27 protein-coding genes are annotated in these 26,956 nt (G+C 66.3%); 17 read left to right on the forward strand and 10 right to left on the reverse strand.

Going from position 1 to position 26,956, the window contains the following annotated elements:
- The 6 genes from C936_RS15110 to C936_RS0106745 all read left to right on the forward strand — a co-directional run.
- On the forward strand, positions 1-507 hold a 507-nt coding region (locus C936_RS15110), incomplete at its 5' end, for an energy transducer TonB (RefSeq protein ID WP_038038640.1).
- Between the two features lie 89 nt (positions 508-596).
- Positions 597-1,031, forward strand: coding sequence for a hypothetical protein (locus tag C936_RS0106725; RefSeq protein ID WP_012981855.1), 435 nt, complete (start codon positions 597-599; stop codon positions 1,029-1,031).
- 232 nt (positions 1,032-1,263) lie between these two features.
- Entirely contained in the window at positions 1,264-1,740 is a 477-nt protein-coding gene (bfr, locus tag C936_RS0106730) for a bacterioferritin (protein WP_018137661.1), read from the forward strand.
- Between the two features lie 44 nt (positions 1,741-1,784).
- Entirely contained in the window at positions 1,785-1,991 is a 207-nt protein-coding gene (locus tag C936_RS0106735; protein WP_018137662.1) for a hemin uptake protein HemP, read from the forward strand.
- 124 nt (positions 1,992-2,115) lie between these two features.
- Positions 2,116-4,251 carry a TonB-dependent receptor domain-containing protein gene (locus C936_RS0106740; protein ID WP_018137663.1) on the forward strand — a complete coding sequence of 712 codons (2,136 nt, stop codon included), beginning with the start codon at positions 2,116-2,118 and terminating at the stop codon, positions 4,249-4,251.
- Between the two features lie 190 nt (positions 4,252-4,441).
- Entirely contained in the window at positions 4,442-4,633 is a 192-nt protein-coding gene (locus tag C936_RS0106745; RefSeq protein WP_018137664.1) for a hypothetical protein, read from the forward strand.
- A 144-nt stretch (positions 4,634-4,777) separates the two neighbouring features.
- On the opposite strand, the gene C936_RS0106750 is transcribed toward C936_RS0106745, so the two are convergent.
- Positions 4,778-5,041: a hypothetical protein gene (locus C936_RS0106750; protein ID WP_018137665.1), complete on the reverse strand. Its 264-nt coding sequence runs from the start codon at positions 5,039-5,041 to the stop codon at positions 4,778-4,780.
- A gap of 237 nt (positions 5,042-5,278) precedes the next feature.
- Between C936_RS0106750 and C936_RS0106755 the strand changes: the two genes are divergently transcribed.
- Positions 5,279-5,950 (forward strand): tetratricopeptide repeat protein, encoded by a 672-nt coding sequence (locus tag C936_RS0106755; protein WP_018137666.1) that lies wholly within the window; start codon positions 5,279-5,281, stop codon positions 5,948-5,950.
- Positions 5,951-5,980: 30 nt separating this feature from the next.
- Here C936_RS0106755 and C936_RS0106760 read toward each other — a convergent pair whose 3' ends face one another.
- The 3 genes from C936_RS0106760 to C936_RS0106770 are packed head-to-tail and all read right to left on the reverse strand — an operon-like array spanning position 5,981 to position 7,849.
- Positions 5,981-6,424, reverse strand: a complete 444-nt coding sequence (locus tag C936_RS0106760; RefSeq protein WP_018649084.1) for a hypothetical protein — start codon at positions 6,422-6,424, stop codon at positions 5,981-5,983.
- A gap of 25 nt (positions 6,425-6,449) precedes the next feature.
- Positions 6,450-6,665: a hypothetical protein gene (locus tag C936_RS0106765; RefSeq protein WP_018137668.1), complete on the reverse strand. Its 216-nt coding sequence runs from the start codon at positions 6,663-6,665 to the stop codon at positions 6,450-6,452.
- Positions 6,666-6,724: 59 nt separating this feature from the next.
- Positions 6,725-7,849: a hypothetical protein gene (locus C936_RS0106770; protein WP_018649083.1), complete on the reverse strand. Its 1,125-nt coding sequence runs from the start codon at positions 7,847-7,849 to the stop codon at positions 6,725-6,727.
- 89 nt (positions 7,850-7,938) lie between these two features.
- On the opposite strand from C936_RS0106770, the gene C936_RS0106775 reads away from it, so the two are divergent.
- The 3 genes from C936_RS0106775 to C936_RS0106785 are packed head-to-tail and all read left to right on the forward strand — an operon-like array spanning position 7,939 to position 9,627.
- Positions 7,939-8,631, forward strand: coding sequence for a hypothetical protein (locus tag C936_RS0106775; RefSeq protein ID WP_018137670.1), 693 nt, complete (start codon positions 7,939-7,941; stop codon positions 8,629-8,631).
- A complete protein-coding gene (locus C936_RS0106780; RefSeq protein WP_018649082.1) occupies positions 8,624-9,136 on the forward strand; it encodes a YcgN family cysteine cluster protein in 513 nt (170 codons plus the stop codon). Before C936_RS0106775 ends, C936_RS0106780 begins: the two co-directional genes overlap by 8 nt.
- A gap of 8 nt (positions 9,137-9,144) precedes the next feature.
- The gene (locus C936_RS0106785; protein WP_018174582.1) at positions 9,145-9,627 is read left to right on the forward strand and encodes a gamma-glutamylcyclotransferase; all 483 of its coding nucleotides are present in this window, start codon (positions 9,145-9,147) and stop codon (positions 9,625-9,627) included.
- A 188-nt stretch (positions 9,628-9,815) separates the two neighbouring features.
- Here C936_RS0106785 and recN read toward each other — a convergent pair whose 3' ends face one another.
- Together recN and C936_RS0106795 are read right to left on the reverse strand one after the other, a co-directional pair.
- Entirely contained in the window at positions 9,816-11,477 is a 1,662-nt protein-coding gene (gene recN / locus C936_RS0106790; protein WP_018649081.1) for a DNA repair protein RecN, read from the reverse strand.
- A gap of 7 nt (positions 11,478-11,484) precedes the next feature.
- Entirely contained in the window at positions 11,485-12,363 is an 879-nt protein-coding gene (locus tag C936_RS0106795; RefSeq protein WP_018649080.1) for an NAD(+) kinase, read from the reverse strand.
- Between the two features lie 112 nt (positions 12,364-12,475).
- On the opposite strand from C936_RS0106795, the gene hrcA reads away from it, so the two are divergent.
- From hrcA to dnaJ, 4 genes are all read left to right on the forward strand, one after another.
- Entirely contained in the window at positions 12,476-13,531 is a 1,056-nt protein-coding gene (gene hrcA, locus C936_RS0106800) for a heat-inducible transcriptional repressor HrcA (protein ID WP_018649079.1), read from the forward strand.
- A 125-nt stretch (positions 13,532-13,656) separates the two neighbouring features.
- On the forward strand, positions 13,657-14,238 hold the full coding sequence (gene grpE, locus C936_RS0106805) for a nucleotide exchange factor GrpE (protein ID WP_018649078.1): 582 nt from the start codon (positions 13,657-13,659) through the stop codon (positions 14,236-14,238).
- Positions 14,239-14,378: 140 nt separating this feature from the next.
- Positions 14,379-16,310, forward strand: coding sequence for a molecular chaperone DnaK (dnaK, locus tag C936_RS0106810; protein ID WP_018649077.1), 1,932 nt, complete (start codon positions 14,379-14,381; stop codon positions 16,308-16,310).
- Positions 16,311-16,456: 146 nt separating this feature from the next.
- Entirely contained in the window at positions 16,457-17,602 is a 1,146-nt protein-coding gene (gene dnaJ / locus C936_RS0106815; RefSeq protein WP_018649076.1) for a molecular chaperone DnaJ, read from the forward strand.
- Between the two features lie 289 nt (positions 17,603-17,891).
- Here the strand turns inward: dnaJ and C936_RS0106820 are convergent, their stop codons facing one another.
- The 3 genes from C936_RS0106820 to epmB form a co-directional block, all read right to left on the reverse strand.
- Positions 17,892-19,964 (reverse strand): EAL domain-containing protein, encoded by a 2,073-nt coding sequence (locus tag C936_RS0106820; protein ID WP_018649075.1) that lies wholly within the window; start codon positions 19,962-19,964, stop codon positions 17,892-17,894.
- Positions 19,961-21,808, reverse strand: coding sequence for a hypothetical protein (locus C936_RS0106825; protein ID WP_018649074.1), 1,848 nt, complete (start codon positions 21,806-21,808; stop codon positions 19,961-19,963). The genes C936_RS0106820 and C936_RS0106825 overlap by 4 nt, the downstream gene beginning before the upstream one ends.
- Positions 21,809-21,902: 94 nt before the next feature.
- A complete protein-coding gene (gene epmB / locus C936_RS0106830) occupies positions 21,903-22,949 on the reverse strand; it encodes an EF-P beta-lysylation protein EpmB (RefSeq protein ID WP_196800030.1) in 1,047 nt (348 codons plus the stop codon).
- 79 nt (positions 22,950-23,028) lie between these two features.
- Between epmB and efp the strand changes: the two genes are divergently transcribed.
- From efp to dacB, 3 genes are all read left to right on the forward strand, one after another.
- On the forward strand, positions 23,029-23,592 hold the full coding sequence (gene efp / locus C936_RS0106835) for an elongation factor P (RefSeq protein ID WP_018137742.1): 564 nt from the start codon (positions 23,029-23,031) through the stop codon (positions 23,590-23,592).
- Between the two features lie 19 nt (positions 23,593-23,611).
- Positions 23,612-24,577 (forward strand): EF-P lysine aminoacylase EpmA, encoded by a 966-nt coding sequence (gene epmA / locus C936_RS0106840; protein ID WP_018649072.1) that lies wholly within the window; start codon positions 23,612-23,614, stop codon positions 24,575-24,577.
- Positions 24,578-24,697: 120 nt separating this feature from the next.
- Positions 24,698-26,164: a D-alanyl-D-alanine carboxypeptidase/D-alanyl-D-alanine-endopeptidase gene (dacB, locus tag C936_RS0106845; protein ID WP_018649071.1), complete on the forward strand. Its 1,467-nt coding sequence runs from the start codon at positions 24,698-24,700 to the stop codon at positions 26,162-26,164.
- On the opposite strand, the gene C936_RS0106850 is transcribed toward dacB, so the two are convergent.
- On the reverse strand, positions 26,165-26,770 hold the full coding sequence (locus tag C936_RS0106850) for a DUF2459 domain-containing protein (RefSeq protein WP_018649070.1): 606 nt from the start codon (positions 26,768-26,770) through the stop codon (positions 26,165-26,167).
- Positions 26,771-26,956 lie beyond the last annotated feature (186 nt).

Here is a 26,956-nt window from a genome sequence, read left to right on the forward strand (position 1 = left end):
GAGCCAGAGCCAGAGCCAGAGCCAGAGCCAGAGCCAGAGCCAGAGCCAGAGCCAGAGCCAGAGCCAGACTCCGATGCGGACTCTGTGGAGGCCGCGGATGCCTCCCCGACGGATGAGGACGCCGAAGCGGTCGAGGACGACCCTGGCGACGAGGAAGCCGGTACTCCGGGTGCCGGTGCCACTCCTGCGGACGCTGATGCCGAAGGTGGTGGTGAGCCGGGTGTGGATCCCGATTATCTTGCGGAACTGCAGGCTTGGGTGGAGCAACACAAACGCTATCCGCGCCAGGCCCAGCGCCGCAGAGAAGAGGGCACGGCATCGGTCTGGTTGCGGCTCGATGGAGATGGCAACGTCGTCGACTATCGGATCGAGGAGGGATCCGGCAGCCGGATCCTGGATCGGGCGGTCGAGGAGATGGTCGAGCGCGCCGATCCGTTTCCGGCGCCGAGCGCGATCGATCGAGACGAGTTCGAGATCGTGGTTCCCGTAACGTTTTCCATTCGCTGACCAGGAGTGGAGCACCGTCACGGACACCGGCATGAGGACCGATGACCCGGACCTTGGCGGCAGACCCAGTTGAAAACGAGGACTTACCCATGCATTTACCAGGCAGGAGCATCCGGATACTGATCGCGGGCCTTTTCGTATTCGGCCTTTCGGGAAACGCGGCAGCCGAAGCGGACCCCGAGATCAGTGTCCAACTCAACAAGCTGGAAGCCGACGGTGATGACTGTCGTGCCCATCTGGTACTGGAAAATGCCCTGGGTGAAGCGCTGGAATCATTCCAGCTGGATATGGTGGTTTTCGACAAGGAGGGGGTTATTCAGCGCCGCACCGCAGTCGAACTGGCACCGCTGCGGGAGGGGAGCACTTCCGTGCGGGCCTTCCGGATGCCGGACACGGACTGCGACGGCATCGGGCGAATCCTGATCAACGAGATCGCCGCCTGCGAAGGCCCCGAGGGCGCGATAGAGGGCTGCGTCGATCGGCTGGAGATCGAAAGTCTGGCGGATGTGCCCCTGATTCGTTGAGGCAGGTGCCAGGAGATTACCGTGGCCTGTCCAGCCGGTTTCGCTGCAAATATAGATAATGGTGTTGCAAATCGTTCGCATTACCGATATTGTATCGACGCGTTGAGGGTGCCTTGCATCCGGGCGAAGCCGGGCGGGATAGTGGGGACGGACCCTGGCGGTCCCGGGGTCTCTTTAATCAATCCGGCGTTTGACCCGACCAACCCCAAAATATCTTCTCAGGAGAGTTCTGATGCAAGGCGATAAGGATGTAATTCGTTACCTCAACCAGGCCCTCAAGGGCGAGTTGACCGCGATAAACCAGTATTTCCTCCATTCCCGCATGTTCAAGGACTGGGGGCTGGAGAAACTGGCCGCGGCCGAATATGAAGAATCGATCGACGAGATGAAACACGCGGACGAGCTGATCAACCGCATCCTGTTTCTCGAAGGGCTGCCCAATTTGCAGGACCTGGGCACGCTGAGTATTGGCGAGAACACCCGCGAGATCCTGGAAGCGGATCTGGCGCTCGAGCATGCGGGTACCCCCATCTACCGCGACGCCATTGCCCACTGCGAGCAGGTGCGGGACTTCGTGACGCGGGATCTGCTGCAAAAGATCCTGGACAGCGAGGAAAGCCATATCGATTGGCTGGAGACGCAGCTGCAGCTCATCGATCGCATCGGTTTGCAGAACTACGAGCAGAGCCAGGCGAGCTCCGCGTCGTAACCGTTACGAGTACGACCGCCCCCGGGGCGGCCGGGGAGACAAACATGAGTTTCAGTGAAGGCGGGCGCATCCCGGCATCCAAGGCGTTCCCCCCGGCCGGCCGGGGCGTATGCGACGGCCCTGGCGCTGTGCCTAGGGAGGTCGCGTCGAGCGAATTGCTGCGCGACGCCGACCGTCTGTTTATCCGCCACGAGGGGCAGTGTTACACCCTGCGGGTGACCTCCAGCAAGAAACTGATATTGACCAAGTAGTTGTACTGAAGGAGTTTTCAGGCAAGCCAGCCAGCGCCGGAATCAGCCGGAGCCCGCCAGCCAGCCTCCCGTGATGCTGACCAGCCCTATGGTCAGTCGGACGTCTTTTACAGGGAGACTGATCATGATGAAGAAGCAATTGTTGGCTCTGTCGGTGGGGGCGGCGCTGGCAACCCCCGTAGTGTACGCACAGGAGGATCCCTCCAACGGCACAGAGCGCCTCTCGCCGGTCGTCATCACGGCGGGCGGTTTCGAGCAGGATCTCGAACAGGCGCCGGCCAGCATCTCCGTGGTGACGCGCGAAGAGCTGGAGCGCCGCGAGGTCACCAGCCTCGCGGATGCACTGCGCGGGGTCGAAGGGGTGAACGTGCGCTCGCTGGATGCCCGCAGCGGCAAGACCGGCAATCAGACGATCAGCCTGCGCGGCCTGCCCGAGGAATACACCCTGGTGCTGATCGACGGTGTGCGCCAGAACGTCTCCGGCACCGTGGCCCCGAATGCATTTACGGATGCCTCCAGCGTGTTCATTCCGCCGGTTGCGGCAATAGAGCGGATCGAGGTGATTCGCGGCCCGATGTCCACCCTGTATGGCTCCGACGCGATCGGGGGCGTGGTCAACATCATCACCCGCCAGCCGGGTGACGAGTGGGAGGGCTCCGCAACGCTGGGGCATACGTTCCAGTCGGATTCCGACTTTGGCGGCTACTCCACCCTGGAAGGCTATCTTGCCGGCCCGCTGGTGGACGAACGCCTGTCCATGCAGCTGTATACGCGTCTGTACGAGCGCTCGGCCTCCAGCATCGACATCCCCGGCACCGAGCCCAGCCTGACCGACAACCGCACCATGGGGCAGAACCCGACGAGCGCGAATGTCGAGACCTTTGGCGGTCGCCTGCTGTTCACACCCAATGCGCAGGATGAATTCTCCCTGCGGCTGGATACCACGCGACAAAGCTATGACAACTCGCGCGGACAGCTCGGGCGCCTGACGGGCACGGGCGATTCACGCGAGGACTTCCTGCGCGGCTATTCGCGCGACCTCGAGTTCCAGCGGGATCAGGTGCGTCTCGGCCATCGGGGCGATTACGACTTCGGGACCTGGGAGACCACCCTGACCCAGGATCGGGTGGAGACGCTCGGGCGTACGATCAACGAGGGGGCCGTTCCGGATGCCTCGCGCGAAGGCGCGCCGCGAACGCTCCGGCTGGACACCACGATCCTGGATACTCAGGTGGTCACGTATCTGGATGACCACGTGCTGACGGTCGGGGGGCAGTATCTGCGTCCGAAGCTGGAAGACGGCATCCTGCCGGATTCGCTGTCTTTCTGGCAGTACAGCCTGTTCGTCGAAGACGAGTGGTTCATGACCGACCGGTTCACCCTGACCGGTGGTCTGCGGTTTGACGACAATGAAAACTTCAGCAGTCAGATCACGCCGCGCCTGTACGGGGTGTTCAGTGCGACGGACACCGTCACGCTCAAGGGTGGGATCGGTCAGGGCTTTCGCGCCCCGTATATCGAGCAGATCACCGGCGGGGTGATCGGCTATGGCGACGGTGGCTCCACGCCGCTGTTCGGCAACCCGGACCTGGAGCCCGAGCGCAGCACCAACGTCGAGTTCACTGTCGCCTATGACAACCGCCAGGATTTCTCGGCCCAGGCGACCGTGTTCCGCAACGAGCTCAAGGATAAGATCGAACGTGGCACCGGGGCCAATGAAGGCATCGACGTAAACATTGGCGAGTCCGTAGTGCGGGGGCTCGAGCTCTCGACGCGCTACCGCTTCGCACCCGACTGGGCGTTCTCGGCCAACTACACCTGGACGGACAGCGAGGTAAAACGGGGCGGGACCGCCGCCAGCAACGTCGGCGACCCGCTGGCCAGCGTGCCCGAGCACATGCTCAATGCCCGACTGGACTGGCAGGCGACCCCGCGGGTCGAGGCCTTCGCCGAGGCCGAGTACCGCTCCAGCGCCTTCCGCCCGCGCAATTATCACGAGCCGCAGGACGGTGGCAGCGCGCAAGGCGCCTACGATGCCCTGGGAGATTTCCACGGGTTCACGATGGTGAACGTCGGTGCGGCCTACCACATCTCCGAGAACGTCACGCTGAACGCGACGATCTACAACCTCTTCGACAAGGACTTCAAGGACTACCGGCCGTATGCCCGGGAGGACACCGGAGAAACCACCTTCAGCAATGTCTACAACAACATCTACGAGCCCCGGCGGCTGTTCGTTTCGCTGAATGCCCGTTTCTGATCGGTTGCCACCGGGCCCGCCGAAAAACCGGACGTCGATCACAGTGTGGCAGGGCAGGTGCCTGGAGCGGCGATCATTCCGGTTTGCCGATGGTCCCAACGCCCGAGTCCAGCAAGCGGCGGTCCTCGACAGAGGTCGCCGATTGGACTATCTACGAGAAGGATCCATTTTCCGGTAAAGGAGCGAACCGATGCTCAACAAGTCTCGACTGACGATTTTCTTCCTGGCGCTGATGCTGGCGCTGGGCGGTGCCAGCCTCGCCGGCTGTGACAACCAGGGCCCGGCCGAAGAGGCGGGCGAAGACATTGATGACGCCATGGATGATGCCGGCGATTCGATGGAAGATGCTGGCGAAGAGATGGAAGACACCTTCGACAACTGATCGTTAGTTGTCAGGTTTTCTGATCCAGAAGGGCAGCGGCCATTGTCGCTGCCCTTTTTGTTTGCGGTGTTCGATGCAGTCGGTCGGACATAAAAAAGGAGGGGCCTGGCCCCTCCTTTTGCGTGCTTCAGGCAGGTGACAGGACTAGAAGTCCTGTTCGCCACCCTCGTCCGCGGGCGGTTCCATGCTGCCTTCTTCATCCGGCATCTGGCCGCCTTCCTGCGGGGGTTGCTGCTGTTGCATGCCCTCATCCGCCGGCGGTTGCATCGGCTCGCCACCACCTTGTTCCTGCTGCTCCATTTGTTGCTGCTCGAACTCTTCCATGTCCATGTCGCCTTCGCCGCAGCCGACCAGCAGGGCGAACGGGGCGATTGCGAGCGTCGCCAGAATTCCAGTGGATCGTTTCATAATGCCTCTCCTTGTTGTCCGAAGGCTTTGGGTGAGTCGTGCGTGAAAACACTCTGCTTTCCGTGCAGGGGACAACAACCGTTTTTATGAGTTCGACCCGATTTTTCGGCGCGTCCCTAGCTGTGCCGGCCGTCACGAAAGACTGTGTGCCAAATCGCCCTCTACATGAGGGGGCGTTAAAGTGAACTCACTACTACCCGGAGGGTCCCGGACAGTACCGGGTTCGCAGGACAGACGATGGCTGATACTCCAGAACTGGAAAACCTCGTGGAGCAGGCCCGCAAGGCCTGGGGGCGCGGCGATATCGAGGCCGCGATCGACGGCTGGCGCGCCGGTGCCGCAGCTGGCGATGCCCGCTGCGCCTATAACCTGGGCGTCCTGGCCGACGAGGGGCAATATCAGCCGCGCGATCCGGAAGCGGCCGCGCGCTGGTACCGCCGGGCAGCGGAGGCCGGCTTTCCGGATGCAGCCTTCAATCTCGCCGTCCTCTACGAGCAGGGCGATGGCGTCGCCCCCGATGCCAACGAGGCCGCCCGCTGGTTTCACGTAGCGGCCGAGCGCGGCAATGCTCAGGCGATGTTCAATCTCGGGCTCAAGTTCGATGAGGGGCGCGGCTTGCCCCAGGACGCCGAACAGGCCGCGCAGTGGTATCTGCTGGCGGCCGAGGGTGGCGAAGGCCGGGGTGCCGCGAATCTGGGGCGGCTGTTCGCGATGGGCGAGGGCGTGGAGCGTTCGGACGTGTCGGCGTTCAAGTGGTACGCGATCGCCGCCGAGATGGGCGTGGCCAACGCGGCCCGTTACCGCGAGCGCGTGGCCCGGGAGCTGTCTCCCGACGAACGATTGCATGCGGGCGAGAAGGCCCGCGAGTGGTTGCAAAGCCAGGGACAGCCGGTGACGCGGCTGCAATAATCGGCGGGGTTGGCGCTTAAGGTGGCGCTACTAGACCACCACGTTAAGTTCGCGCCGTGGCTCCTCGGTGGGGCCTGCCAGACGCACGGCCAGTTCCACCCGACGTCGCAAGGCCTCGACGCCGTCCTGCCCCAACGAACTGCCATCACGAATCGCTGAATCGTCCAGCGTGTCGCCATCGCGGCGCATGCGGGCTGCCTCCTGCTCGGCGCTGATGCGCGCACGGCTCGACAGTTCCTGTTCGGAACGCGCGCCGAACTCCAGCGAGCGGTCACTCTGGTCGCCACCACGGCGATCGCTATCCTGCTCCGCATCGTCCTCGATCGGACGGCGGGCCTCGCCGGCCTCGGGATCGTTCAGCGGGCGGTCAAACTCCGCGGGTGCCGAGGTCTGGCCGAGTCCCAGGCGATCGGAACCCGTCGGCCGCGTGCCGAGCGGGACTGCCGCCGAAGGATTGCTGACTGGGACTTCCATCGTCCGCCTCCCGGAATCCGCCGTCTCAGGCGCGCACGTCCAGCAGCGAGCCGATCATGCGATCTTCGGCCTGCAGGGTTTTCACCGAGGCCTCGACCTGATTCTGGCTCGCGATCATGCCGACCTGCGCGGTTGTGCTTTCGCGCCCGCCGGCCGGCTCGGTGGCCACCGTATGCGCCTGCTGGCGCAGGCTGGTGACACCGTTCTGGATGCCCGTCAGGGACGCGCTGCCATCGATCATCGACTGAATCCGTTAAATGAACGTCTTGATAATTATAGATCAATTACTTGGAAGGCGCTTCATGCGTTGGCGAGGCTGCCGGTCAGGGCATCGCGAACGATGGAGCGGGCATCGGCCTGGCGCTGCTGCCATTGCGCCAGGTCATCGCGTCGATCCTGTGCGGTCCGGCCCTCGGCCAGGCGTGCGAGCACCTCGTCGGCCACCTCTTCCGGCGTGCTGCCACGCGACACCAGACCGGTGTGCTCGGCGGCCAGTCGCAGCCGGGTCGCAGCGTCCGGCTGAGTCGGGTTGTCCGCCGGGCCGCAGACGACGGCACTGCCGTGAGCCAGGGGCAGCCCGAGGTCCGGCGGTGTTTCGCTGGCGGCCAGTGTGCCGCCAGGCAGGGTGATGTGCGCGCAGCCATAGGCCGAGTGCAGGGTCTCGGGGTCCTCGATGTAGTACACCCGGTTCTTGCGCGGCACAAAGGAGGTCATGAAGCGGTTGTGGCGGATGATCGGGAGCGAGTACTTGATCGCGTCGCGGTACACCGGCTCGTGGCGTTCGCGGTCTGCCGGTGCCAGTAGCAGGATCGCGGCGGTCTTGCGCAGCACGGCGAACAGCACCGCGAACGCAAAGGCCTCCTCGCCGGGCCCCGTGTTGGGGGCGAGCAGGATAGGGTGCCCCTTCTCGTGATATTCGCGAAAGCGTTCGCAGAAGCCCGTGTCGGGCGCCGGGGCCGCGGGCAGCTCGACAGCCCCTGCGATCGGGTCGCCGATCACCCGTGCCCCGGGCGCGTTACAGGCCTGATCGCGTGCAGCAAAGACCCCGGCCCACTCGACGCCGGTGGGTGCGTCGCCCTCGGCGTTCACCCAGAGGCGGGGCGCGGTGATCGCGGCGAGTGGCGGGCCCAGTTCGCCAACCGGTCCGATGACGACCACGGCCCGAGGTTGCAGGCGTGCGAGACGTTCCCGGGCCAGGTCCGGTGGCAGCGCCACTGCGGGCCGGTCACCACCCGGGTCGGGCAAGTCTCCATCGCGTTCGGCATCGGTTACGCCGAGCGTTAGCGGGCCCGCCGTGATGGCCAGGTCGTCCAGCCAGTCGACGGCGGCCAGCAAGGTCTGTTTCGGGGCCAGCACGACGATGCGGCCGGTACTGCCGGCAGGCACGGAGCGGGCGGTGATCCAGGCGGACAAACGTGAGAACATGGCGGGCTGTCATCCGGTGGTCAGCGGGAGGGCCGGCATTATACGAGAGCCGGCGCGCCGTGGCCGCCTCGCGTCGGGGAGTGCAAGGCATGCAGATACGCTGGATCGTGGGACTGATCGCGATGGCCGTGATCATGGCGCTGGCGATGTGGGTCTATTCCAACCCGGGCGGTCAGCGTACCCAGCAGTTCACCGACCTGCCCTGGCAGGTGCAGGTGATCGACGAGCAGCGCACCCGCGTGTTGGGCATCACGCTGGGTGAATCCACGATGGCGGACCAGATGGGCCGTCTGCCGGTGCCGGATATCCGCCTGTTCGTGGACCCGGACGGCAGTCGTTCAGTCGAGGCCTATTACGTGAACGCGCGCATCCCGCCGTTCGAGACGAACCTGGTGCTGCGCCCGGATCTGGACGAAGCCGACCTTGATCGCATCGAGTCCCAGACGACCTCCGATCGGCCCATGCCCAGCGGGGCATGGCGCTACGGGCTGAGCGACGAGGCGCTCAGTTCGCTGGGCAATGTGCCGATCGTCGAGATGAGCTACATCCCCCGCGCGCGCTGGACCCACGACGTTCTGGAGGAACGCTTTGGCGAGCCGGCCGAGCGCATGCAAATCGATTCCGACCACAGCTACTGGCTTTATCCGGATCGTGGCCTGGCCATCATGGTGCCGCGCCGGGGCCGCGTGCTGATGCACTTCGTGACCCAGGAGCGCTGGGCCCAGACGGTGAGCCGCTTGCGTGATGAGGGACGGCGCATGCTCGGCGAGGATCATGAGTGATCCCGCAGACGGGGCCTCGGTCCCGTTCTGGGAGCGCCCGCTGGAGACGCTGAGCCACGCCGAGTGGGAGGCCCTGTGCGATGGCTGCGGCCGCTGCTGCCTGCACAAACTGGAAGACGAGGACTCGGGCGAACTGGCCTTTACCTGGCTGGCCTGCGACCTGCTCGACTGCGAGACCGGCGCCTGTTCGGACTACGCAAACCGCCGCAACTTCGTGCCCGACTGCATCCAGCTCACCCTGGAAGACCTGCCCAGCTACCACTGGCTGCCGCCGACCTGCGCCTACCGACTGCGCTTCGAGGGCCAGCCTCTGCCCACCTGGCACCCTCTGCTGACAGGCGATCCGGAGACGGTCAAGCGCGCCCGCGTCTCGGTGGCCGGAAGGGTCATCCGCGAGTGTGATGCCCCGGATCTCCCCCTGATCGACTACGTGGTCGACTGGCCCGGCCAGGTGCCGGAGTCCGCGCGCCTGTGGCGCCCGGTGGTACGGCTCTCGCAGGAGTAGGCATCGGTATGGCGGCGTTTGTTGACCTGTTCGTGTACGGGACGCTGAAGCAGGGCTTCGCCAACCACCGCGCATTCTGCGCGCGGGCCCTCCGGATTCGTACGGCCAGCATCGCGGGGTCGATCTATGACCTGCCCGTGGGCTATCCCGCCGTGCAGGTCCCTGGCAGCAGCATTCTCCTGAAGGCCGGTCAGGACCCGGCCCGTGACGCGGGGCATCAGCACCGCTTTCGGGGTCTGACGCAGCCAGTCCCGGAGGGGACGCAGGGGCTTGTGCACGGCGAGTGGATTCGCCTGCCCGATCCGCCACGGACTCTGCCACACATCGATGCCCTCGAGGGCGTGCGCGCGGACGGCCGCGGGGAGTATCGCCGTGCCCTGGTGCCCGCCTGGACCGAGGAAGGCCCGGCGGCCCTCTGGGTCTACTGGATGCCACGCCTGCCGCCCGGCGCGCGCCATCTGGCGGACGGCACCTGGCCGGCGCGGCCCTGAACCGTATGGGCCACTCACTGGTGGTGATTCTGTAGCGTCCGCTCCACGATCCGCGCGGGGTGTAGGATGCGGATGAGCGCAGCGAATCGCATCATTGGGGTTGAAGCAGGTTCCACGCTTGAAGCGATGCGATGCGATTCGCTGCGCTCATCGCATCCTACGCTTTGCCTTGTGGTCTTCGTGCAGGACTAGCCAGCAGAGGCGAGGAGTTCGCGGGCGTGGGTGCGGGTGGTCTCGGTGAGCTGGGTGCCGCCGATCAGGCGGGCCAGGGCCTCCACGCGGCGCTCGTCGTCCAGCGGTTGGATGGCGGTGCGGGTGCCGTCCTTGCCGTGCGACTTCTGCACCTCCAGCTGCTGGTGGGCCTGGGCGGCGACCTGGGCCAGGTGGGTCACGCACAGGACCTGATGGCGCTCGCCCAGGGTGCGCAGCTTGCGCCCGACGACCTCGGCGACCGCGCCACTGATGCCGCTGTCGACCTCGTCGAAGATCAGCGTGGGCACGGTCTGCTGCTGGCTGGCCAGCACCTGTAGCGCGAGCCCGATACGCGAGAGCTCGCCGCCGGAGGCGACCTTCGCCATCGGCTGGGGCGCGGCGCCGGGGTTCGCGGCGACGCGGAACTCGATCTGGTCCTGGCCGTGCGCCTGTGGCTTGTCGGCAGGCTCGATCGCGATCTCGAAGTGGCCGCCGGCCATGCCCAGCTCCTGCATGGTGTCGGTGACTGCCTGGCCGATGCGTTTGGCGGTCTGCTGGCGGGCCTTGCTGAGCGCCGCGGCGGCCGCATCAAAGGCGGCGCGGGTCTCCTGTTCGCGCGCCTCCAGGGCCTCGAGGGTCTGGTCGCCGTTCTCCAGGGCGTCCCGCTCGGTCTGAAGTTCGTCGTGCAGGCCCGGCAGGGCCTCGGGATCGACGCGGTGCTTGCGCGCCAGGCGCAGGTACTCGCCGACGCGCTGGTCCAGTTCGGCCAGGCGCTCCGGGTCCAGTTCGATGCCTTCGGCCAGCCGGCGCAGGGTGTCGTTGGACTCAATGATCTGGATGCGCGCGGATTCCAGCAGCTCGACAGCCGGGCTGACCCGGTCGTCGTGCTGCTCGGCGCCCTGCAGTGCGTGCAGGACATGGCCGATCTGGGTATCCAGTCCGGCGTCGTCCTCGATCTGCTGGCTGGCGGTCTGCAGCGCGGTCAGCACCTCGGTGCCGTGGGCGAGCTGGTTCTGCTCGACGAGCAGTTGCGGGTATTCGTCCTGTACCGGGGCCAGTTCGGCCAGCTCGGTGGTCTGGAAGCGCAGCAGGTCGAGGCGGTCGGAGGTGTCGGCCTGGCTCTCACGGGCCTGCTCCAGCGCGCGAGCGGCCTCGCGCCAGGCCGTGTGGGCCTCGCGCACACGGGGCACGCGGTCGCCTTCTAGGAAGCCGTCTAGCCAGTGGCGCTGGGTGTCGCGCTGCAGCAGCTGCTGATGGGCGTGCTGGCCGTGGATGTCCACCAGCCACTCGCCCAGCGTGCGCAGCTGGCCGACCGCGACCGGGCGGCCGTTGATCCAGGCGCGGCTCTTGCCCTGGCGGGTCAGGACCCGCCGCAGGAGCACCGCGTCGTCATCGGGGTCCGCCAGATCCTGTTCGGCCAGCCATGTGCCGGCCGGGCCCGTGTCGGGCAGGGCAAACTCCGCGGACAGGTCGGCCTGTTCGGCGCCTTCGCGCACCATGCCCGCATCCGCACGGTCGCCCAGCAGCTGGCCGATCACGTCGATCAGGATGGATTTGCCGGCCCCGGTCTCGCCGGTCAGGGCGCTCAGGCCCGTGTCCAGCTCCAGTTCCAGCTGGTCGATGATCGCGAAGTCGCGGATGCTGATCAGTCGCAGCATGGCGGGATCAGGGCTGCTCGCCCCAGCGCAGCTTGGTCCGGAGCACGCGCAGGAAGTAGTGTTCGCGCGGGTGGATCAGGGTCAGGTTGCGCTCGCGGCGGCGGATGCGCACCAGATCGCCGGGGGCAAAGTCGATGTTCTCCTGACCATCCAGCGCGATCTGGGCCGGTGACCGGCTCCCGCTGGACAGGCGAATCTCCACCGTGGAACGGCCGCTGACCACCAGCGGGCGGTGGTTCAGGCTGTGCGGGCAGACCGGGACCATGACCATCGCATCCAGCTGCGGGGTCAGGATCGGGCCGCCGGCGGATAGGGCGTAGGCGGTGGAGCCGGTGGGAGTGGCCACGACCAGCCCGTCGGCGCGCAGGCGGCCGATGTCCATGCCGTCGATCGCGGTGTCGAATTCGATGATGCGGACCACGCTCAGCACGTGCAGTACCACGTCGTTGAGCGCGATACCTTCGTGGATGGTGACGCCGTCGCGGATCAGCTCGGCCTCGAGCATTGCGCGCGGTTCCAGTTCGTACGCGCCGTCGAGAACCTCGCCCAGTTCCTCGCAGGCCGTCTCCGGCGAGACATCCACCAGGAAGCCCAGCCGCCCGAGGTTGATGCCGAGTACCGGGGTTTCGTTGTCGGCGATCCGCCGCGCGGTGGCCAGCAACGTGCCGTCGCCGCCGATCACGACCAGCAGATCGGCGGCCTCGGCGAGTTCGGCCAGGGGGAGCAGGGCGATGTCGTCCGGGCGGTCGAAGCCGGGGATGTCCTGCTCCATGTGGACCTGGCGGTCGCGCGAGTGGAGCAGCTCCACCAGTCGCGCCACCAGCGGGCCCGTGCGCGAGTCGCTGGTCTTGCCCACCAGCCCGATCGTCTTGAATTCCGGCATCATGGCGGCATTATCCGGAAAAGGACGGGCGACTGCATCCGCGGTTTCTTGACGTCTCCCGGTGCGGATCGAACACTGGGCGTTGTTACTCGCCCCCATGGAGCGCTGATCACCGATGGAAAATGCTGCGATCAATCTGGATGCCAGGGCCCGTACCCTGCTGCGGACCCTGATCGAGAGCTATATCCGCGACGGTCAGCCGGTCGGCTCGCGTACCCTCGCGCGCACCTCCGGCCTCAATGTCAGTGCGGCCACGGTGCGCAACGTGATGGCCGATCTCGAGGACCTGGGTCTGATTCAGGCGCCACACACCTCCGCCGGGCGGATCCCGACCGCGAGCGGCTACCGCCTGTTCGTCGACAGCCTGCTCGAGGTGCGCGAACCGACGGTTGAGGAGATTCGCGCGATCCAGTCGGGTTTCGACCCGAACGCGACCACCCAGGACCTGATGGGCGCGACCTCCAACCTGCTGTCGCAGGTGACGCGCATGGCGGGCATGGTGCGCCTGCCGCGCCACCGCAACGTGGCGCTCAGCCAGCTCGAGTTCTTGCGCCTGGGCGAACGCCGGGTGCTGGCGATCCTGGTGATCGACGGCAAGGAGGTGCAGAACCGCGTACTGGAGCTGGAGCGCGACTTCGATCAGGACGATCTCCAGCGCATGGCCAACTACCTGAACGCGCACCTGGCCGGCAAGAGCCTGCACGCGGTGCGCGATGCCCTGCTGCGCGAGATGCGCGACGTGCGCGAGAACCTCGATGCGATGATGCTGGCGGCCATTGATCTGGGCGAGAAGGCCGTGGCCGGCGAAGACCCGGACGATGTCGTGGTGGCGGGTCAGACTCACCTGCTCAGCTACGAGGAGCTGGCGGACATCGACCGCCTGCGCCAGCTGCTGGAGGCCTTCAACGAGAAGCGCGAGATCCTCGGGATTCTGGATCAGTGCATCCGCAGCGACCGGGTGCAGATCTTCATCGGGCGCGAGTCCGGGCTCGACTGGTTCGAGAACTGTTCGGTGGTCACCGCGCCCTACAGTGTCGACGGGGAAGTGGTCGGCGTGCTCGGGGTGATCGGACCCACGCGCATGTCCTACGATCGCGTGATTCCGATTGTCGATGTGACCGCGCGCCTGCTGGGTTCGGCGCTTGGCGACCCGGTCCATGACACGAAATAGCCGGACGCCCTTGAAACCGCGCAGGGTGCCCCCAGAGTCCCGATAGTCAAACCGAATTGATCCGCGTGTGCCGCCCGCAGGGTCCGGCATGCGTTTTACTTTTTCACCGATTTTACGAGGCAGACATGTCCGATCAGCGTGAACCCCAGGAACCGGCGGAAGCATTCGAGGCCGCGGATTCGGAGAATACCCAGCCCGAGGGCGACGAGGCCGTTGAGGATGCCGATTCGCGCCTGCAGGAGCTCGAGGCCCTGGCCGAGGAGCGCCGCGACCAGGCCCTGCGCGCCCAGGCGGAGCTGGAAAATCAGCGCCGGCGCTTCGAACGCGAGCTGGAGAACGCGCACAAGTATGCGATGGAAAAATTCGCCTCCGAGATGCTGGAGGTGGGCGACTCCCTGGAGATGGGCCTGCAGGCTGCCCGCGAGTCCAAGGATGTCGAGCGCATCATCGAAGGCGCCGAGCTGACCCTGAAAAACCTGAACCGGGTGTTCGAGAAGTTCGGTATCCAGGCCGAGGATCCCACCGGCGAGCGTTTCGACCCGGAACGGCATCAGGCAATGTCCATGCAGGAAGACCCGGAAAATCCGCCGAATACCGTGGTGGCGACCATGCAAAAGGGCTACCTCCTGCAGGACCGCGTGCTGCGCCCGGCGATGGTCGTGGTCTCCAAGGCGCCCACCTCGCCCAACATCGACGAGAGCGCCTGACCCGGTCCCTGCGGGGCGGTTTTCGGGGCGCGTGACAGGGCGTCCCTTGAAAACGCGGCCCGGGGCCCCAGATTCCCGTACAAGTTGGCAGAGAGTCGTTCTCTGCCGAGCACAAATTTTCGCATCAGGAGAATTCAGCCATGGGCAAGATCATCGGTATCGACCTCGGGACCACCAACTCCTGTGTCGCCGTCATGGAAGGCGACCAGGCCAAGGTCATCGAGAACGCGGAAGGCACCCGCACCACCCCGTCCATCGTCGCGTTCAGTGAAGATGGCGAGGTGCTGGTCGGCCAGTCCGCCAAGCGCCAGGCGGTTACGAATCCGCAGAACACCATCTTTGCGGCCAAGCGCCTGATCGGGCGCAAGTTCGATGAAGGCGAGGTCCAGAAGGACATCAAGCTGGTCTCCTACAACATCGTGAAGGCCGACAACGGCGATGCCTGGATCGAGGTGCAGGGCAAGAAGATGGCCCCGCCAGAGATCTCCGCGCGTGTGCTGCAGAAGATGAAGAAGACCGCCGAGGACTACCTGGGCGAGCCGGTGACCGAGGCGGTGATTACCGTCCCGGCCTACTTCAACGACTCCCAGCGTCAGGCGACCAAGGACGCGGGCAAGATCGCCGGGCTCGAGGTCAAGCGCATCATCAACGAGCCGACCGCGGCTGCACTGGCCTACGGTATGGACAAGCAGCGCGGTGATCGCAAGATCGCCGTGTATGACCTCGGTGGCGGTACCTTCGACGTCTCGATCATCGAGATCGCCGAGGTGGACGGCGAGCACCAGTTCGAGGTGCTGGCGACCAACGGCGACACCTTCCTGGGTGGCGAGGATTTCGACAACCGCCTGATCGACTACCTGGTCGAGGAGTTCAAGAAGGACCAGGGCATCGACATCAAGGGCGACCCGCTGGCGATGCAGCGCGTGAAGGAGGCTGCCGAGAAGGCCAAGATCGAGCTGTCCTCCAGCCAGCAGACCGAGGTCAACCTGCCGTACATCACGGCCGACAACACCGGGCCGAAGCACCTGGCGCTGAAGATTACCCGCGCCAAGCTGGAGAGCCTGGTCGACGACCTGGTCAAGCGCTCCATCGAGCCGTGCAAGGTCGCGCTGAAGGATGCCGGCCTGTCCGCCTCCGAGGTGGACGACGTGATCCTGGTCGGCGGTCAGACCCGCATGCCCAAGGTGCAGGAAGCGGTGCAGTCCTTCTTCGGCAAGGAGCCGCGCAAGGACGTGAACCCGGACGAGGCCGTTGCGGTCGGTGCCGCGGTGCAGGCCGGAGTGCTGGGTGGCGACGTCAAGGACGTGCTGCTGCTGGACGTGACCCCCCTGTCGCTCGGGATCGAGACGATGGGCGGCGTGATGACCAAGCTGATCGAGAAGAACACCACCATCCCGACCCGGGCCAACCAGGTGTTCTCCACCGCCGACGACAACCAGACCGCGGTGACCGTGCACGTGCTGCAGGGTGAGCGCGAGATGGCCAGCGCCAACAAGTCGCTGGGCCGTTTTGACCTGCAGGACATCCCGGCCGCGCCGCGCGGCGTGCCGCAGATCGAGGTCACCTTTGACATCGATTCCAACGGTATCCTGAACGTCTCGGCCAAGGACAAGGCGACCGGCAAGGAGAACAAGATCGTGATCAAGGCCTCCTCCGGCCTGTCCGACGAGGAAGTCGAACAGATGGTCAAGGACGCCGAGGCCCATGCCGAGGAAGACAAGAAGTTCCATCAGTTGGTCGGCGCCCGTAACCAGGCCGATGCCCTGGTGCACTCGGCCGAGAAGTCACTGAAGGACCTGAGTGACCAGGTCTCCGACGACGAGCGTTCCGCGATCGAGGCGGCCGTCGCCGAGGTCAAGAAGGCCATGGAGGGTGACGACGTCGAGGCCATCGAACAGTCCACCCAGAAGCTGGCCGAGGCCTCCGGCAAGCTGGCCGAGAAGGCCTATGCCCAGAGCGCGGACGCCGCGGGCGAGGCCGGGGCCGAGCAGGCCGGTGGCGAGCAGCAGGCCGACGACGTCGTGGACGCCGAGTTCGAGGAAGTCGACGACGACCAGAAGAAGCAGGGCTGATGCCACACCCGATGGGGCCTGGTGCCCCGCCGCCAGGGAGACTTGCGTTTCCCTGTCGTTTTAACGCCGCGCCCGGGGTACTCTCCGGGCGTTTGCGTGAAGGCATCCCGCGTTCACGCGAACATTCGGGCTAGCTGGGAAGGACCATGTCACAACGCGACTACTACGAGGTGCTGGGCGTCTCCAAGGACGCCTCGGCCGCCGACATCAAGAAGGCCTTTCGCCGCCTCGCGATGAAGTACCACCCCGATCGCAATCCGGGGGACGAGGAGGCCGAGGCCAAGTTCAAGGAGGCGCGCGCCGCCTATGACGTCCTCAGCGACGACCAGAAGCGTGCAGCCTACGACCGCTACGGCCATGCCGGCGTCGATGGTGGGGCCGGGGGCTTTGGTGGCGGTGCCGGGGCCTCCAATTTCTCGGATATCTTCGAGGATATCTTTGGCGACATCTTCGGGGGTGGCGGTGGTCGCGCGCGCGGTTCGCGTGCATTCCGCGGCTCCGACCTGCAGTACAACCTGGACCTGACCCTCGAGGAGGCCGTGTTCGGTACCGAGGTCAAGATCCGCATCCCGACCACCGTCTCCTGCGAGGCCTGTGACGGCTCGGGTGCCGAACCGGGGACCTCGCCGGAGACCTGCCCGACCTGTAACGGCGTGGGCCAGGTGCGCATCCAGCAGGGCTTTTTCTCGGTGCAGCAGACCTGCCCGCGCTGCGAGGGCTCGGGCAAGATCGTCGCCAGCCCCTGCAAGGCCTGTAACGGCAACGGCCGGGTGCAGGAGCAGAACACGCTGGACGTGAAGATCCCCGCCGGGGTCGACAGCGGCGACCGCATTCGCCTGGCCGGTCAGGGCGAGGCCGGGGTCAACGGCGGCCCGCCGGGGGATCTCTATGTGCAGGTGCGGGTCAAGCCGCACAAGCTGTTCCGCCGCGACGGATCGGATCTGCACATCGAGGTGCCGATCTCGTTTGCCACCGCCGCACTCGGCGGCGAACTGGAGGTTCCCTGCCTGGACGGTCGGGTGAAGCTGAAGGTGCCCGCCGAGACCCAGACCGGCAAGCAGTTCCGCGTCGGTGGCAAGGGCGTGCAGTCCGTGCACGGGGGTGGTGTCGGCGATCTGATCTGCCGGGTGACCGTGGAGACCCCGATCAACCTGACCAAGGAGCAAAAGGCGCTACTGCGCCAGTTCGAGGATTCAACTCAGGCGGGCGGCACCAAGCACAGCCCGCAGGCGCACTCCTGGCTGGATGGCGTGAAGGGCTTTTTCGAGGACCTGAACTTCTGGTCGAAATAGGCTAGGGAAACACTGATGAATGTACACGCTCGCGCTCGAGTCGCTTTTGCGTGCGAACAAGGCGCGGTGACTGCCGTGCAGTCATTCTGCACAAGGGAGCCGCAACGCCGTTCCCACGCAAAAGCGGCCGAGCCCCTGCATTCAATAGCTTGTGGGGTTGGCGCCCCAGGTTCCCCGATCCTGCGTTGCGGTCCTTGCCGGTAGAACCACTACCGGCAAGGACCGCGCCTTGTCTCGGAAAACCTGGGGTGCCAACGCGAGCGCGTACATTCATCAGTGTTTCCCTCGGTCAGGTCGCCTCGAAGTCGAACGTCGGTTTGGCCAGGGGCGACTGGATGAAGTACCCCTGCACCAGGTTGACGTTCAATCCGTAGAGCACGGCGAGCACGCTGGCATCCTCGACGTGAGGCACGATCACCTGCTTGCCCTTGGCGTGCGCCGCGTCGACGTACTCGCGGATCGCCTCCTGGTTTTCGTCGTTCTCCGCCAGCCCCTCGACGAATGAGGGGTCGAGCTTGATGTGATCGGCCTCCAGGTGCTGCAGCAGCTGGAACGGGTTCAGGCCATTGCCGAAGTCGTCGATGCACAGGTGGCTGTGCATCTCCATCAGGCCGCGCGATACGTTCATCGCCGGCTTCAGGTTAGTGACCACGGTCGGCTCCTTGAGCTCGACCACGACGTTGTCGGCCGGGATGCGCAGGGCGTGCAGGTCATCGTTGAGCCAGCTGACCACGGTCGGGTCGCCCATTGAGCCGGTGCCCAGCTTCAGGAAAAACTGAGTCTTGGGCTGGGACTTCAGGCACCCGGCGAGTTCGCCCAGCGCGGTCTTGACGATCCAGCGATCCACCGCCGGGGCCATGCCTGTGCGTTCGGCCGCAGGCAGGAAGGCGGGTGGCTCGTGCAGGTGGCCGTCGGCGTCGCGCAGGCGCACGAACACGGAATAGCGCGGCCGGTCGTTGCCGTGCAGATGCACGATCGGCTGGAAGCGAAGTTCCAGGCGGTCATGGTCCAGGGCGTCCTGGATGCGCAGCTTCCACTGTTGATCAGCCTGGCCCTGGGTCAGCTCGCCTTCGGCCGGGTGGTAGAAGCGATGGACGCCGCCGCCCGCCTCGACTGCTTCCTCCAGCGCCCGGTGGGCCTGGTCGAGCAGATCCTCCGTGCTGGGGGCGCTCTCATCGGCGATCACCGCGCCGGCCGACAGGGTGCAGTTGGTCGACGACTGGTTGAGTTCGAAGACATGCCCGGTGACGGCCTGCATCAGGCTGTGGATGCGCTCCTCGACCTCCTGACGGCGGGTCTCCGGCGCCAGCACACCGAAGTGTTCGCCCTCCAGGCGTGCGGCAATCGCGGGTTCCGGAAAGTGATCCTCAATCATCTTGCCCATGTCGGCCAGGAGCAGGTCGGCGGCCGACATCCCGACCTTCGCGCGGATCTCCGCGAAGCGGTCGACTGTCAGGGTCAGCAGCGCGAAGGGTTTCTCCGTCTCCTCGGCCCGGGTCTGAGCGCTCTCGATCGTGGACAGGAAGTGCTGGCGGTTGTACAGGCCGGTGACCAGATCGCGCTGCGAGAGGAAGTCGATGCGCTCCGCCAGCTCGGGGTCTTCCTGGCTGGCTTCCAGCTGGAGCTGGGTGCAGGCCTCGCCCTCCACGCTCGCGGCGGACAGGCGCAGATCGGCCTCGAATGGCAGGCCATCGATACTCTGCAGGTGGAAGCGGGCGCGAGCCGTATCGCCTTCCTCGCCATTCTGGAAGCGGCGCAGCAGCGCCTTCATCTCGCCGCGGTTATCGGCCGTGACCAGATCCATCAGTGGCAGCCCGTCGACCTCGTCCGGGTCCTCGATACCGAAGCGTTCGCGCCAGGAGGCGTTGGCGTACAGGTGCATGCCCTCGTGGACATACGCGATCGCGTCGCGCGAGTTGTCGAGCAACAACTGGCAGCGGTTCTCGGACTCGTGCAGGGAGGCCTCAAGACGCTGGACACGCTGGCGCAGGCGCCGTTGTTCGGCCGCGCGGATGGCCATCAGGCTCGCCAGATCGACCTGCTCGTGATCGACCACGGCGAAACTCCCAGCCTCATAGTCCAGGACACGCTCGGGCTCCGGACGCTCGGTTAGCAGGACCAGCGGGATGCGGCGCCCACTGTCGCGCAGGGCGGCATCGACCACCTCTCGCGAGAGCGTGAGACCGGGCTCGATCAATACAACCACGTCGTGTCGCGTGTTCTCCAGCGCGCTGATCAGGTCGTCCTGGGTCTCGACCTGTTCCGGCCGTACCGCGCTACCCCGCGTACGAATGCTGCTGATGACTTGTTCGGCGAGGTTCGGGTTCGCCGTGACGAAGAGGATTCGGATGGTTTCGCTCATGCGGGTCCATTATTGCGTTCGCGCGGTGTGAGCGACAGCCCGGGCTGGGCCTGGTCAGTCACCGCTTCGTTGGCTTCCATGTCATCGGGAGGCGGTTCTCCCAGCGTCAGATCGGTCATCCGGCAGCCGGTTTCGGTAAACAGTGTCGTACCGGTGCGCTCGCTGTCCAGTGCCAGGACACGCGGGCGCCCCGCCAGCCAGCATACGACGCGGCTCTCGTGGTCGAACACCTGGGCCGGCATGAACAGCGCCGCCCCGCCACGATCCCTGCGCAGCGAGGCAAACAGACCCGGGTGCGCCGGGCCGGCCGCGCGGCCATTACGGTACTCCTGCAGTTGCACCGGCAGGCCGCGTTCGGCGAGAAATTCCACCCCGATGCTGATCTCGATGTCGCTGTCGTAGCGGATCCAGCGCAGGACCCCGACCGTCCAGTAGTGGTCGTCGGGGTGGCGCAGGGCGGCCAGGTCGCCAATCAGTAGTGACTGGCGGGGCTGAGCCAGCCGCAGGCGCAGTCCGCCCGCCCCGATGTCGTCCACGGTCCATTGCTCGGGGGGGTGCCGCTTGGTGATCGGGGTGCGGGGTTCGTCCGGACGGGCACTCTCCAGCCCGCGACCGACGTTTTCCCAGGCGGCAGCGGCCGTATCGGGCGGCCCGTCCGCCAGCTTGCGCAGCTCGGACGGTGGGCGGTGTGGGCTCGCGGCATCCACCAGGGCGAAGTCCGAGCCGCGCTCGGCGGCGGTGGACATGTGGTAAACGCCCACCCGATCCGTGTCCCGGGTGACTCCGCTGGGGAGGGGCGTATGTGATGTGTCGCGCTTGCGTTCCTCCAGTTCCTCGCACAGGAAGTGCTGGATGCGCTTGATCCCCAGCAGGCACAGGCGGTGCTGGCCCTCGGTGGTTTCGCGCGAATGCTGGCGGGTGGGCAGCTGCGACCAGAGCCGCAGCAGGCGTTCGGTCAGGCTGCGCTCGTCCGGGCGCCGGTGCGGTTCCAGGCGGCGAGGCGCCTCTCGCAGCTGCTCCAGCACCGGCCCGAGTTCGACACAACAGTCACCGTGCAGCCGCGCGTGCTCGCGCAGTGTCAGCCCCGGAGGGTGGGCGCTGTCGAGGGCCGCACACAGGACCGGGAGGTCGGGGTGCGGGGTCGCGGACAGCCCTTCGCCGCAGGACAGTGGCAGACGGTCCAGCCAGCGAGCCAGAAGGTCGACCTCGCCCACCTCCAGGGCATTGGGGTCGCTGCCGCCCAGCAGCATCAGACGTGCCGCCAGGGTCTCGACCGGGGCCATGGACAGGGGCCCATAGCGAGACTCGTCGCGCGGCTGTGCCTGCGCGAGGTTCTGTGCACGTGCCCATGACAGGATGGCGTAGGTACGCTGCCAGAAGTCATCCGGGAGCGGTTGATACAGGCGCCAGTGATGCACGGCTTGGGCGGCGCTCAAGGCCAGGGCGGCCTGCAACGCACGCGCACCGCGTTCGCTCTGCCCGTGGTGTTCGCGGGCAATCAGGAGCCAGGCGGTGAGCAGGCTGTCCAGTGCCTCGGCCTGCTCCCGCGCGCGCCTCAGACTGCGCGCCCCCAGGGGGAGCATGCGCTGGGAAAGGGATTTTCCGGTCCGCTGCAGCAAGGGCAGCAGGGGCTCCTCCAGCAGGGTGATCAACGAGTAACGAACCCCGGGGTCCAGCGCGAGACTGTTCAGTTCTCTCAGGGCCTGACGCAAATGGGAAAAGGCCGATTCCGGGTCGGCCGACGGGAGTGCTCGACACCACTGGCGCAGGCTGCGCGGCTGGCGATGCGGGAAGCTCTCGGGGCCGGCGGTGCGGGTTGGCAGTTTGGGCAGGGTGTCGGTCATGAGGGGGGCTGGAGGTTGCACCGTTGGTGGCCGGGCATCCGTTCACTGTAGCACCTCCCGAGGGGGGTGCTAATCACGACCTGTGTGCGCGCCTTCACAGCCCGGCCCAACGGGGCGTCTTGCCGGGCTCGCCCGGGATCTCGCGGACCAGGCGGGGCACCAGATAACCGGGCAGCCGGGCATGCAGGGCCTGGTGTAGCTCCAGCGCGCGGTGCTCCGTGACCTCGAAATGGGCGGTGCCCCGCGTGCGGTCGAGCAGGTGGAGGTAGTAGGGAAGAACCCCGTGGCGAAAACCGGCCTCCTGGAGTTCGCACAGGGTGTCCGGGTCATCGTTGATCCCGGCCAGCAGTACCGCCTGGTTCAGCAATGTGATGCCGTGCGCATGCAGACGTGCAAGGGCGGGGGCGGCCGGGTCGGCAAACTCCCGCGGATGATTGGCGTGCAGGACCAGTACATGATGCAGGCGCCCCTTGCCCAGCCAGCTCAGGAGTTGGTTGTCCACCCGCTCCGGCAGAACGACCGGCAGCCGCGTGTGGATGCGCAGGCGCTCGAGGTGGGGGATGACCTCCAGGCGCCGGACCAGATCGGCGAGGCGCCGATCTGGCAGAGACAGGGGGTCACCGCCGCTCAGGATCACCTCACGGATAGAGCTGTCGGCATGGATGTAGGCAAGTGCGGGCGCCCAGTCTTCCTGAGATGCGTTGTGCTCGGCGTACGGGAACTCGCGGCGGAAGCAGTAGCGACAGTGCACCGCGCAGGCCCCGGTCGTCAGCAGCAGCACGCGACCATGGTATTTGTGCACGAGGCCGGGGGCGGCCAGGGCGTCGTGGTCGCCCACCGGGTCCGCCACGAATCCCGGGTGCTCTTCGGTCTCCCGATGCTGAGGCAGGACCTGCAGTAGCAGAGGGTCCCGTGGGTCGCCCTTGCGCATGCGTGCGAGGTAGCTTGCCGGGACGCGCACTCGAAACAGGGTATGGCCCGCGTGCAGGCCGGGCAGGTGAGTCGGGTCCAGCTCCAGTTCGCGGGCCAGGGTTTCGGGGTCGCGGATCGCGCGGGCGAACGCTTGCTGCCAGGCCGGCGTGGTGTCCCCCGTGCGGGTTCGGTCGCTCGGCTGGGTTCCCCGCGGCGTGCGCGTTATCATGATGGGCTTTGTGGGCATGGCAGACTCGTTAGTGGGCGGTCATGTCCGCGCCACGCAATCGCTTGAGGACTGACGCGCAATGGCAACCTACAGTACCAACGAATTCAAGGCCGGTCTCAAACTCCTGCTGGATGGCGACCCGCAGGCCATTGTCGAGAACGAATTCGTCAAGCCGGGCAAGGGCCAGGCCTTCAACCGCGTCAAGCTGCGCAACCTGCGCACGGGGCGGGTGCTGGAAAAGACCTTCAAGTCCGGTGAGTCGGTCGAGGCGGCCGATGTCATGGATACCGAGATGCAGTACCTCTACAACGATGGCGAGTTCTGGCATTTCATGGTGCCGGACACCTTCGAGCAGTACGCCGTCGGCGAGGCTGCGCTGGGCGGCTGCGGTCAGTGGCTGAAGGAGCAGGACGTCTGCACCGTAACCCTGTGGAACGGCGAACCGCTGTCGGTGGTGCCGCCGTCCTTTGTCGAGATGAAGATCACCCAGTGCGACCCGGGCGTGCGCGGTGATACCGCCCAGGGCGGCACCAAGCCCGCAACGCTAGAGAGCGGTGCGGTGGTCAAGGTCCCGCTGTTCGTCGAGGAAGGCGAGACGGTCAAGGTCGACACCCGCTCCGGCGAGTACGTCTCGCGCGTCTGATTGTCGCGGGCGGCCGGGCATGACTGACTGGCGACCGGGCGCCGCGGCGGCCCGGGAGGCGCGTGCGCGGCTGCTGGCCGGCCTGCGCGGGTTCTTTGCCGCACGCAATGTGCTCGAGGTGGAGACGCCGATCCTGAGCCGCGGCGCGCCTCTGGATCCGATGGTCGAGAGCTGGACCGCAACCAGCCCGGACGGCGCCAGTGGCTATCTGCAGACCTCGCCGGAATACCCGATGAAGCGCCTGCTGGCGGATGGCGCGCCGGACATCTACCAGATCGCGCGCGTCTTTCGAGGTGGCGAATCGGGGCCCCGCCACAATCCCGAGTTCACGCTGCTGGAGTGGTACCGCCACGGGATGGATCATCACCGTCTGGCGCGCGAGGTGGTGGCCCTGATCATGAACCAGGCGGCACTGGATGCGAGCTGGAGGCGTCCGGCCCGCCTGCGCGAGATCTCGTATCAGGCGTTGTTTCAGGAACATCTGGGCATCGACCCGCTGGTGGCGGATGCCGACGCACTGCAGGCCGTCGCGGCACGCCAGGGGCTGGAGATTCAGGGGGCGCTGGATCGTGATGCCTGGCTGGATCTCCTGATCAGCCTGGCGATTGCCCCGGCGTTTCCGGACGACCGGCTCACCGTGGTGCACGACTACCCGGAGAGCCAGGCGGTGTTGGCCCGCCCCTGTGAACAGGATGCCCGGCTCGCGGCGCGCTTCGAGGTGTACTGGGGCGCGCTGGAGCTGGCCAACGGCTACCACGAGCTGAGCGACCCCGCCCAGTTTCGTGAACGTCGCGATCGCGACCAGGCGCTGCGCAGGCAGCGCGGGCAGGTCCTGCCCCGACCCGATGCCCATCTGGAGGCCGCGCTGGCGTCGGGGCTGCCCGAGTGTGCCGGGGTGGCGGTGGGGGTCGATCGCCTGCTGATGCGGCTGCTGGGGGCGGAGCGTATCGAACAGGTGATCGACTTCCCGTGCGAGTCCGCCTGAGGCGGTTTGCGGGTTTGTCCGGCAGGACCGGCGTTGCGCCGATCCGGGGCTTGTCAGCCCCCCCGTTGCGGGTGACTATTGTGGCGTCGATCCGGTGTCTGCTTCGGGATGGTAGCTTCGATGCGCAAGTGTTTCTTCTGGTTCTCCCGACGGTCGTTCCGCCGGGCCTTGTCCCCCTGGACGCTGTGTGTCGCACTGTTGCTGGTCGTGCCGCCGGCGCAGGCGCAGTTCGAACACCTGCCTGCGCCGCTACAGCGGGCAATCCAGGCCCAGGGGCTGTCCCCCGACTCGGTGGGTCTCTGGGTGCAGCGGGTCCCGGACGGGGCCGTGCTGGCCCGGCTGAATGCCGATACCCCTTATAACCCGGCCTCCACGGTCAAGCTGGCCACCTCGCTGGCGGCCCTGCACGAACTCGGCCCCAATTACACCTGGACGACCGAGATCTGGGCCACCCGCCCGGTCCAGGATGGTGTGCTGCGCGGGGACCTGGTGATCCGTGGGACTGGCGACCCGGGCATGGTGAGCGAGGAATACTGGCGCATGATTGGCGAGCTGCGCCGTACCGGGCTCAAGCGCATCGAGGGCGATGTGATCCTGGATGCCAGCCACTTCCAGCTCCCGAATCGGGACCCTGGAGACTTCAACCGCCAGCCATTGCGGGCGTACAACCAGCTGCCGTATGCCCTGCACGTGAACTCCAATTCCCAGCGCTTCCACGTGCGTCCCGAACGGCGCGGCAACGGCATCGATGTGGTGGTCGATCCGCCCCTGCCCGGGCTCGAGGTCGTCAACCGCCTGCAGCCGACCCGAGGGGGGTGTGGCGAGTGGCAGCGGGGTATCCAGTTCAATGTCGATCAGAACGCCCAGCGGGTGACCTTCTCCGGCCAGTACCCGGTGAACTGTGGCAACTACGAGATGCTGCGCTCGGTACTCTCGCCGGAGGCCAATCATGCCGAGATGTTTCGCATGGCCTGGGATCAATGGGGCGGCGAGCTGACGGGCAGGGTGCGTACCGGCGTGCTGCCCGTGCTGCATGACGAGCCGATTGTGCGCCATCGCTCGCGGCCCCTGTCCGATCTGATCCGGGTGTCCAACAAGTGGAGCTCGAATGTCATGAGCGATCACTTGCTGCTGACCCTGGGGGCGCGCAAGAACGGCCCGCCCGCGACGATGGACAAGGGGCGCGAGGCCCTGGTCGACTCACTGCGCGATCTGGGCGTGGATGTCGGCGGTATGGTGGTCGACAACGGCTCGGGCCTCAGCCGCGATGCCCGGATGACCGCGCGCCAGCTCGGCGAGATCCTCGAGGCGGGCTGGAAGCACCCGCATCGGCCCGAGTTCCAGTCGTCCCTGGCCCTGTCGGGGCTGGACGGTACCCTGCGCAACCGCTTCCGCAATGGTGACCTGCGCGGGCAGATGCACCTGAAGACCGGGCACATCAACGAGGTCTCGGCGGTGGCGGGCTATGTCCGCACGTCCAGCGGCGATGACGTGATCGTCACAGTGCTGGTGAATGGGCCGCGTGCGCACATCGGGCATGGGCGCAATCTCCAGGATGCGGTCCTGGAGTGGGCGCACGGGTTGTAACTATTGGGTTTCGACCTGCCAGTTCGATAGCACTGGTTTCTTCGAGACCTCGACGTCGAGGGTTTCCAGCCACTGGGCGACCACGCGGTTCGAATTGTGGCGCAGGGTGTAGGCATCGGGGTGGCGGACGAAGCTCATGCCCCAGGCCGCGGAGTGGACGCGCTCGTCGGCCCCTTCTTCCCATATGGCCTCGAGCTTTTCGATCAGTGCCTGCGCCCGTGAGGCCGGGACCTCGATGTGGTGGACCTCCTCCAACGGAACCCGCAGGCCCGCGCGCACGGCGGCGTTCAGGTTGGCGCCCTCAAGCTCCTGGCGTCCCAGCGCCGCCGGAGTGGAGGCGAAGACGGCCGCGAGCATCGCTCCCGGTCCAGTATTGCGTTCGACATAGAATGACCAGTCGCCATAGGAATAGCGCAGCCAGTGCCCGGGCGGTTCGGTCGGCAGCACCAGGCTGGAGTGGCGGCCGTGGTCGAGCACGGCCACGGTCACCGGGTCTTCGGGCTCCGCCGGGGCCTTGAGGGTGGTTGGGGCGCAGCCGGACAGCAGCCCGGCCAGGCCGATGACCAGGATCAGGGATAGCCAGCGTGTGGTCGGCCTTGGGCGCATGGTTCAGGGGCCTTTGGCTGTGTGTGTCGACGATCGCGACAGCCGATTGAATCGTTGTCCGTCACCCGTTCGGGCGGGTTCCATTGACGCGGTTCGCGTTGAGCGAGATTAGCATGGCCGGGAATGGGGGCGGCGAGTGCGTTCGCGACGGTCGTGCGGCACAATGGCGACCGTGTTTCCTCGCGG

It is taken from the genome of Thioalkalivibrio sp. ALJ4 (assembly GCF_000377225.1).
In the GTDB taxonomy this organism is placed as follows: Bacteria; Pseudomonadota; Gammaproteobacteria; order Ectothiorhodospirales; family Ectothiorhodospiraceae; genus Thioalkalivibrio.

Excerpts from the sequence above, each read along its gene's own strand:
- epmB (WP_196800030.1), bottom strand. The coding sequence starts at position 22,949 with ATGATAACGCGCACGCCGCGGGGAACCCAGCCGAGCGACCGAACCCGC.
- C936_RS0106795 (WP_018649080.1), bottom strand. The coding sequence starts at position 12,363 with ATGATGCCGGAATTCAAGACGATCGGGCTGGTGGGCAAGACCAGCGAC.
- C936_RS0106770 (WP_018649083.1), bottom strand. The coding sequence starts at position 7,849 with ATGTTCTCACGTTTGTCCGCCTGGATCACCGCCCGCTCCGTGCCTGCC.
- C936_RS0106745 (WP_018137664.1), top strand. The coding sequence starts at position 4,442 with ATGCTCAACAAGTCTCGACTGACGATTTTCTTCCTGGCGCTGATGCTG.
- bfr (WP_018137661.1), top strand. The coding sequence starts at position 1,264 with ATGCAAGGCGATAAGGATGTAATTCGTTACCTCAACCAGGCCCTCAAG.
- recN (WP_018649081.1), bottom strand. The coding sequence starts at position 11,477 with ATGCTGCGACTGATCAGCATCCGCGACTTCGCGATCATCGACCAGCTG.
- C936_RS0106750 (WP_018137665.1), bottom strand. The coding sequence starts at position 5,041 with ATGAAACGATCCACTGGAATTCTGGCGACGCTCGCAATCGCCCCGTTC.
- dacB (WP_018649071.1), top strand. The coding sequence starts at position 24,698 with ATGCGCAAGTGTTTCTTCTGGTTCTCCCGACGGTCGTTCCGCCGGGCC.
- C936_RS0106825 (WP_018649074.1), bottom strand. The coding sequence starts at position 21,808 with ATGACCGACACCCTGCCCAAACTGCCAACCCGCACCGCCGGCCCCGAG.
- C936_RS0106735 (WP_018137662.1), top strand. The coding sequence starts at position 1,785 with ATGAGTTTCAGTGAAGGCGGGCGCATCCCGGCATCCAAGGCGTTCCCC.
- dnaJ (WP_018649076.1), top strand. The coding sequence starts at position 16,457 with ATGTCACAACGCGACTACTACGAGGTGCTGGGCGTCTCCAAGGACGCC.
- epmA (WP_018649072.1), top strand. The coding sequence starts at position 23,612 with ATGACTGACTGGCGACCGGGCGCCGCGGCGGCCCGGGAGGCGCGTGCG.
- C936_RS0106740 (WP_018137663.1), top strand. The coding sequence starts at position 2,116 with ATGATGAAGAAGCAATTGTTGGCTCTGTCGGTGGGGGCGGCGCTGGCA.
- hrcA (WP_018649079.1), top strand. The coding sequence starts at position 12,476 with ATGGAAAATGCTGCGATCAATCTGGATGCCAGGGCCCGTACCCTGCTG.
- grpE (WP_018649078.1), top strand. The coding sequence starts at position 13,657 with ATGTCCGATCAGCGTGAACCCCAGGAACCGGCGGAAGCATTCGAGGCC.
- C936_RS0106785 (WP_018174582.1), top strand. The coding sequence starts at position 9,145 with ATGGCGGCGTTTGTTGACCTGTTCGTGTACGGGACGCTGAAGCAGGGC.
- C936_RS0106765 (WP_018137668.1), bottom strand. The coding sequence starts at position 6,665 with ATGATCGATGGCAGCGCGTCCCTGACGGGCATCCAGAACGGTGTCACC.
- C936_RS0106725 (WP_012981855.1), top strand. The coding sequence starts at position 597 with ATGCATTTACCAGGCAGGAGCATCCGGATACTGATCGCGGGCCTTTTC.
- C936_RS0106820 (WP_018649075.1), bottom strand. The coding sequence starts at position 19,964 with ATGAGCGAAACCATCCGAATCCTCTTCGTCACGGCGAACCCGAACCTC.
- C936_RS0106755 (WP_018137666.1), top strand. The coding sequence starts at position 5,279 with ATGGCTGATACTCCAGAACTGGAAAACCTCGTGGAGCAGGCCCGCAAG.
- C936_RS0106780 (WP_018649082.1), top strand. The coding sequence starts at position 8,624 with ATGAGTGATCCCGCAGACGGGGCCTCGGTCCCGTTCTGGGAGCGCCCG.
- C936_RS0106775 (WP_018137670.1), top strand. The coding sequence starts at position 7,939 with ATGCAGATACGCTGGATCGTGGGACTGATCGCGATGGCCGTGATCATG.
- dnaK (WP_018649077.1), top strand. The coding sequence starts at position 14,379 with ATGGGCAAGATCATCGGTATCGACCTCGGGACCACCAACTCCTGTGTC.
- efp (WP_018137742.1), top strand. The coding sequence starts at position 23,029 with ATGGCAACCTACAGTACCAACGAATTCAAGGCCGGTCTCAAACTCCTG.
- C936_RS0106760 (WP_018649084.1), bottom strand. The coding sequence starts at position 6,424 with ATGGAAGTCCCAGTCAGCAATCCTTCGGCGGCAGTCCCGCTCGGCACG.
- C936_RS0106850 (WP_018649070.1), bottom strand. The coding sequence starts at position 26,770 with ATGCGCCCAAGGCCGACCACACGCTGGCTATCCCTGATCCTGGTCATC.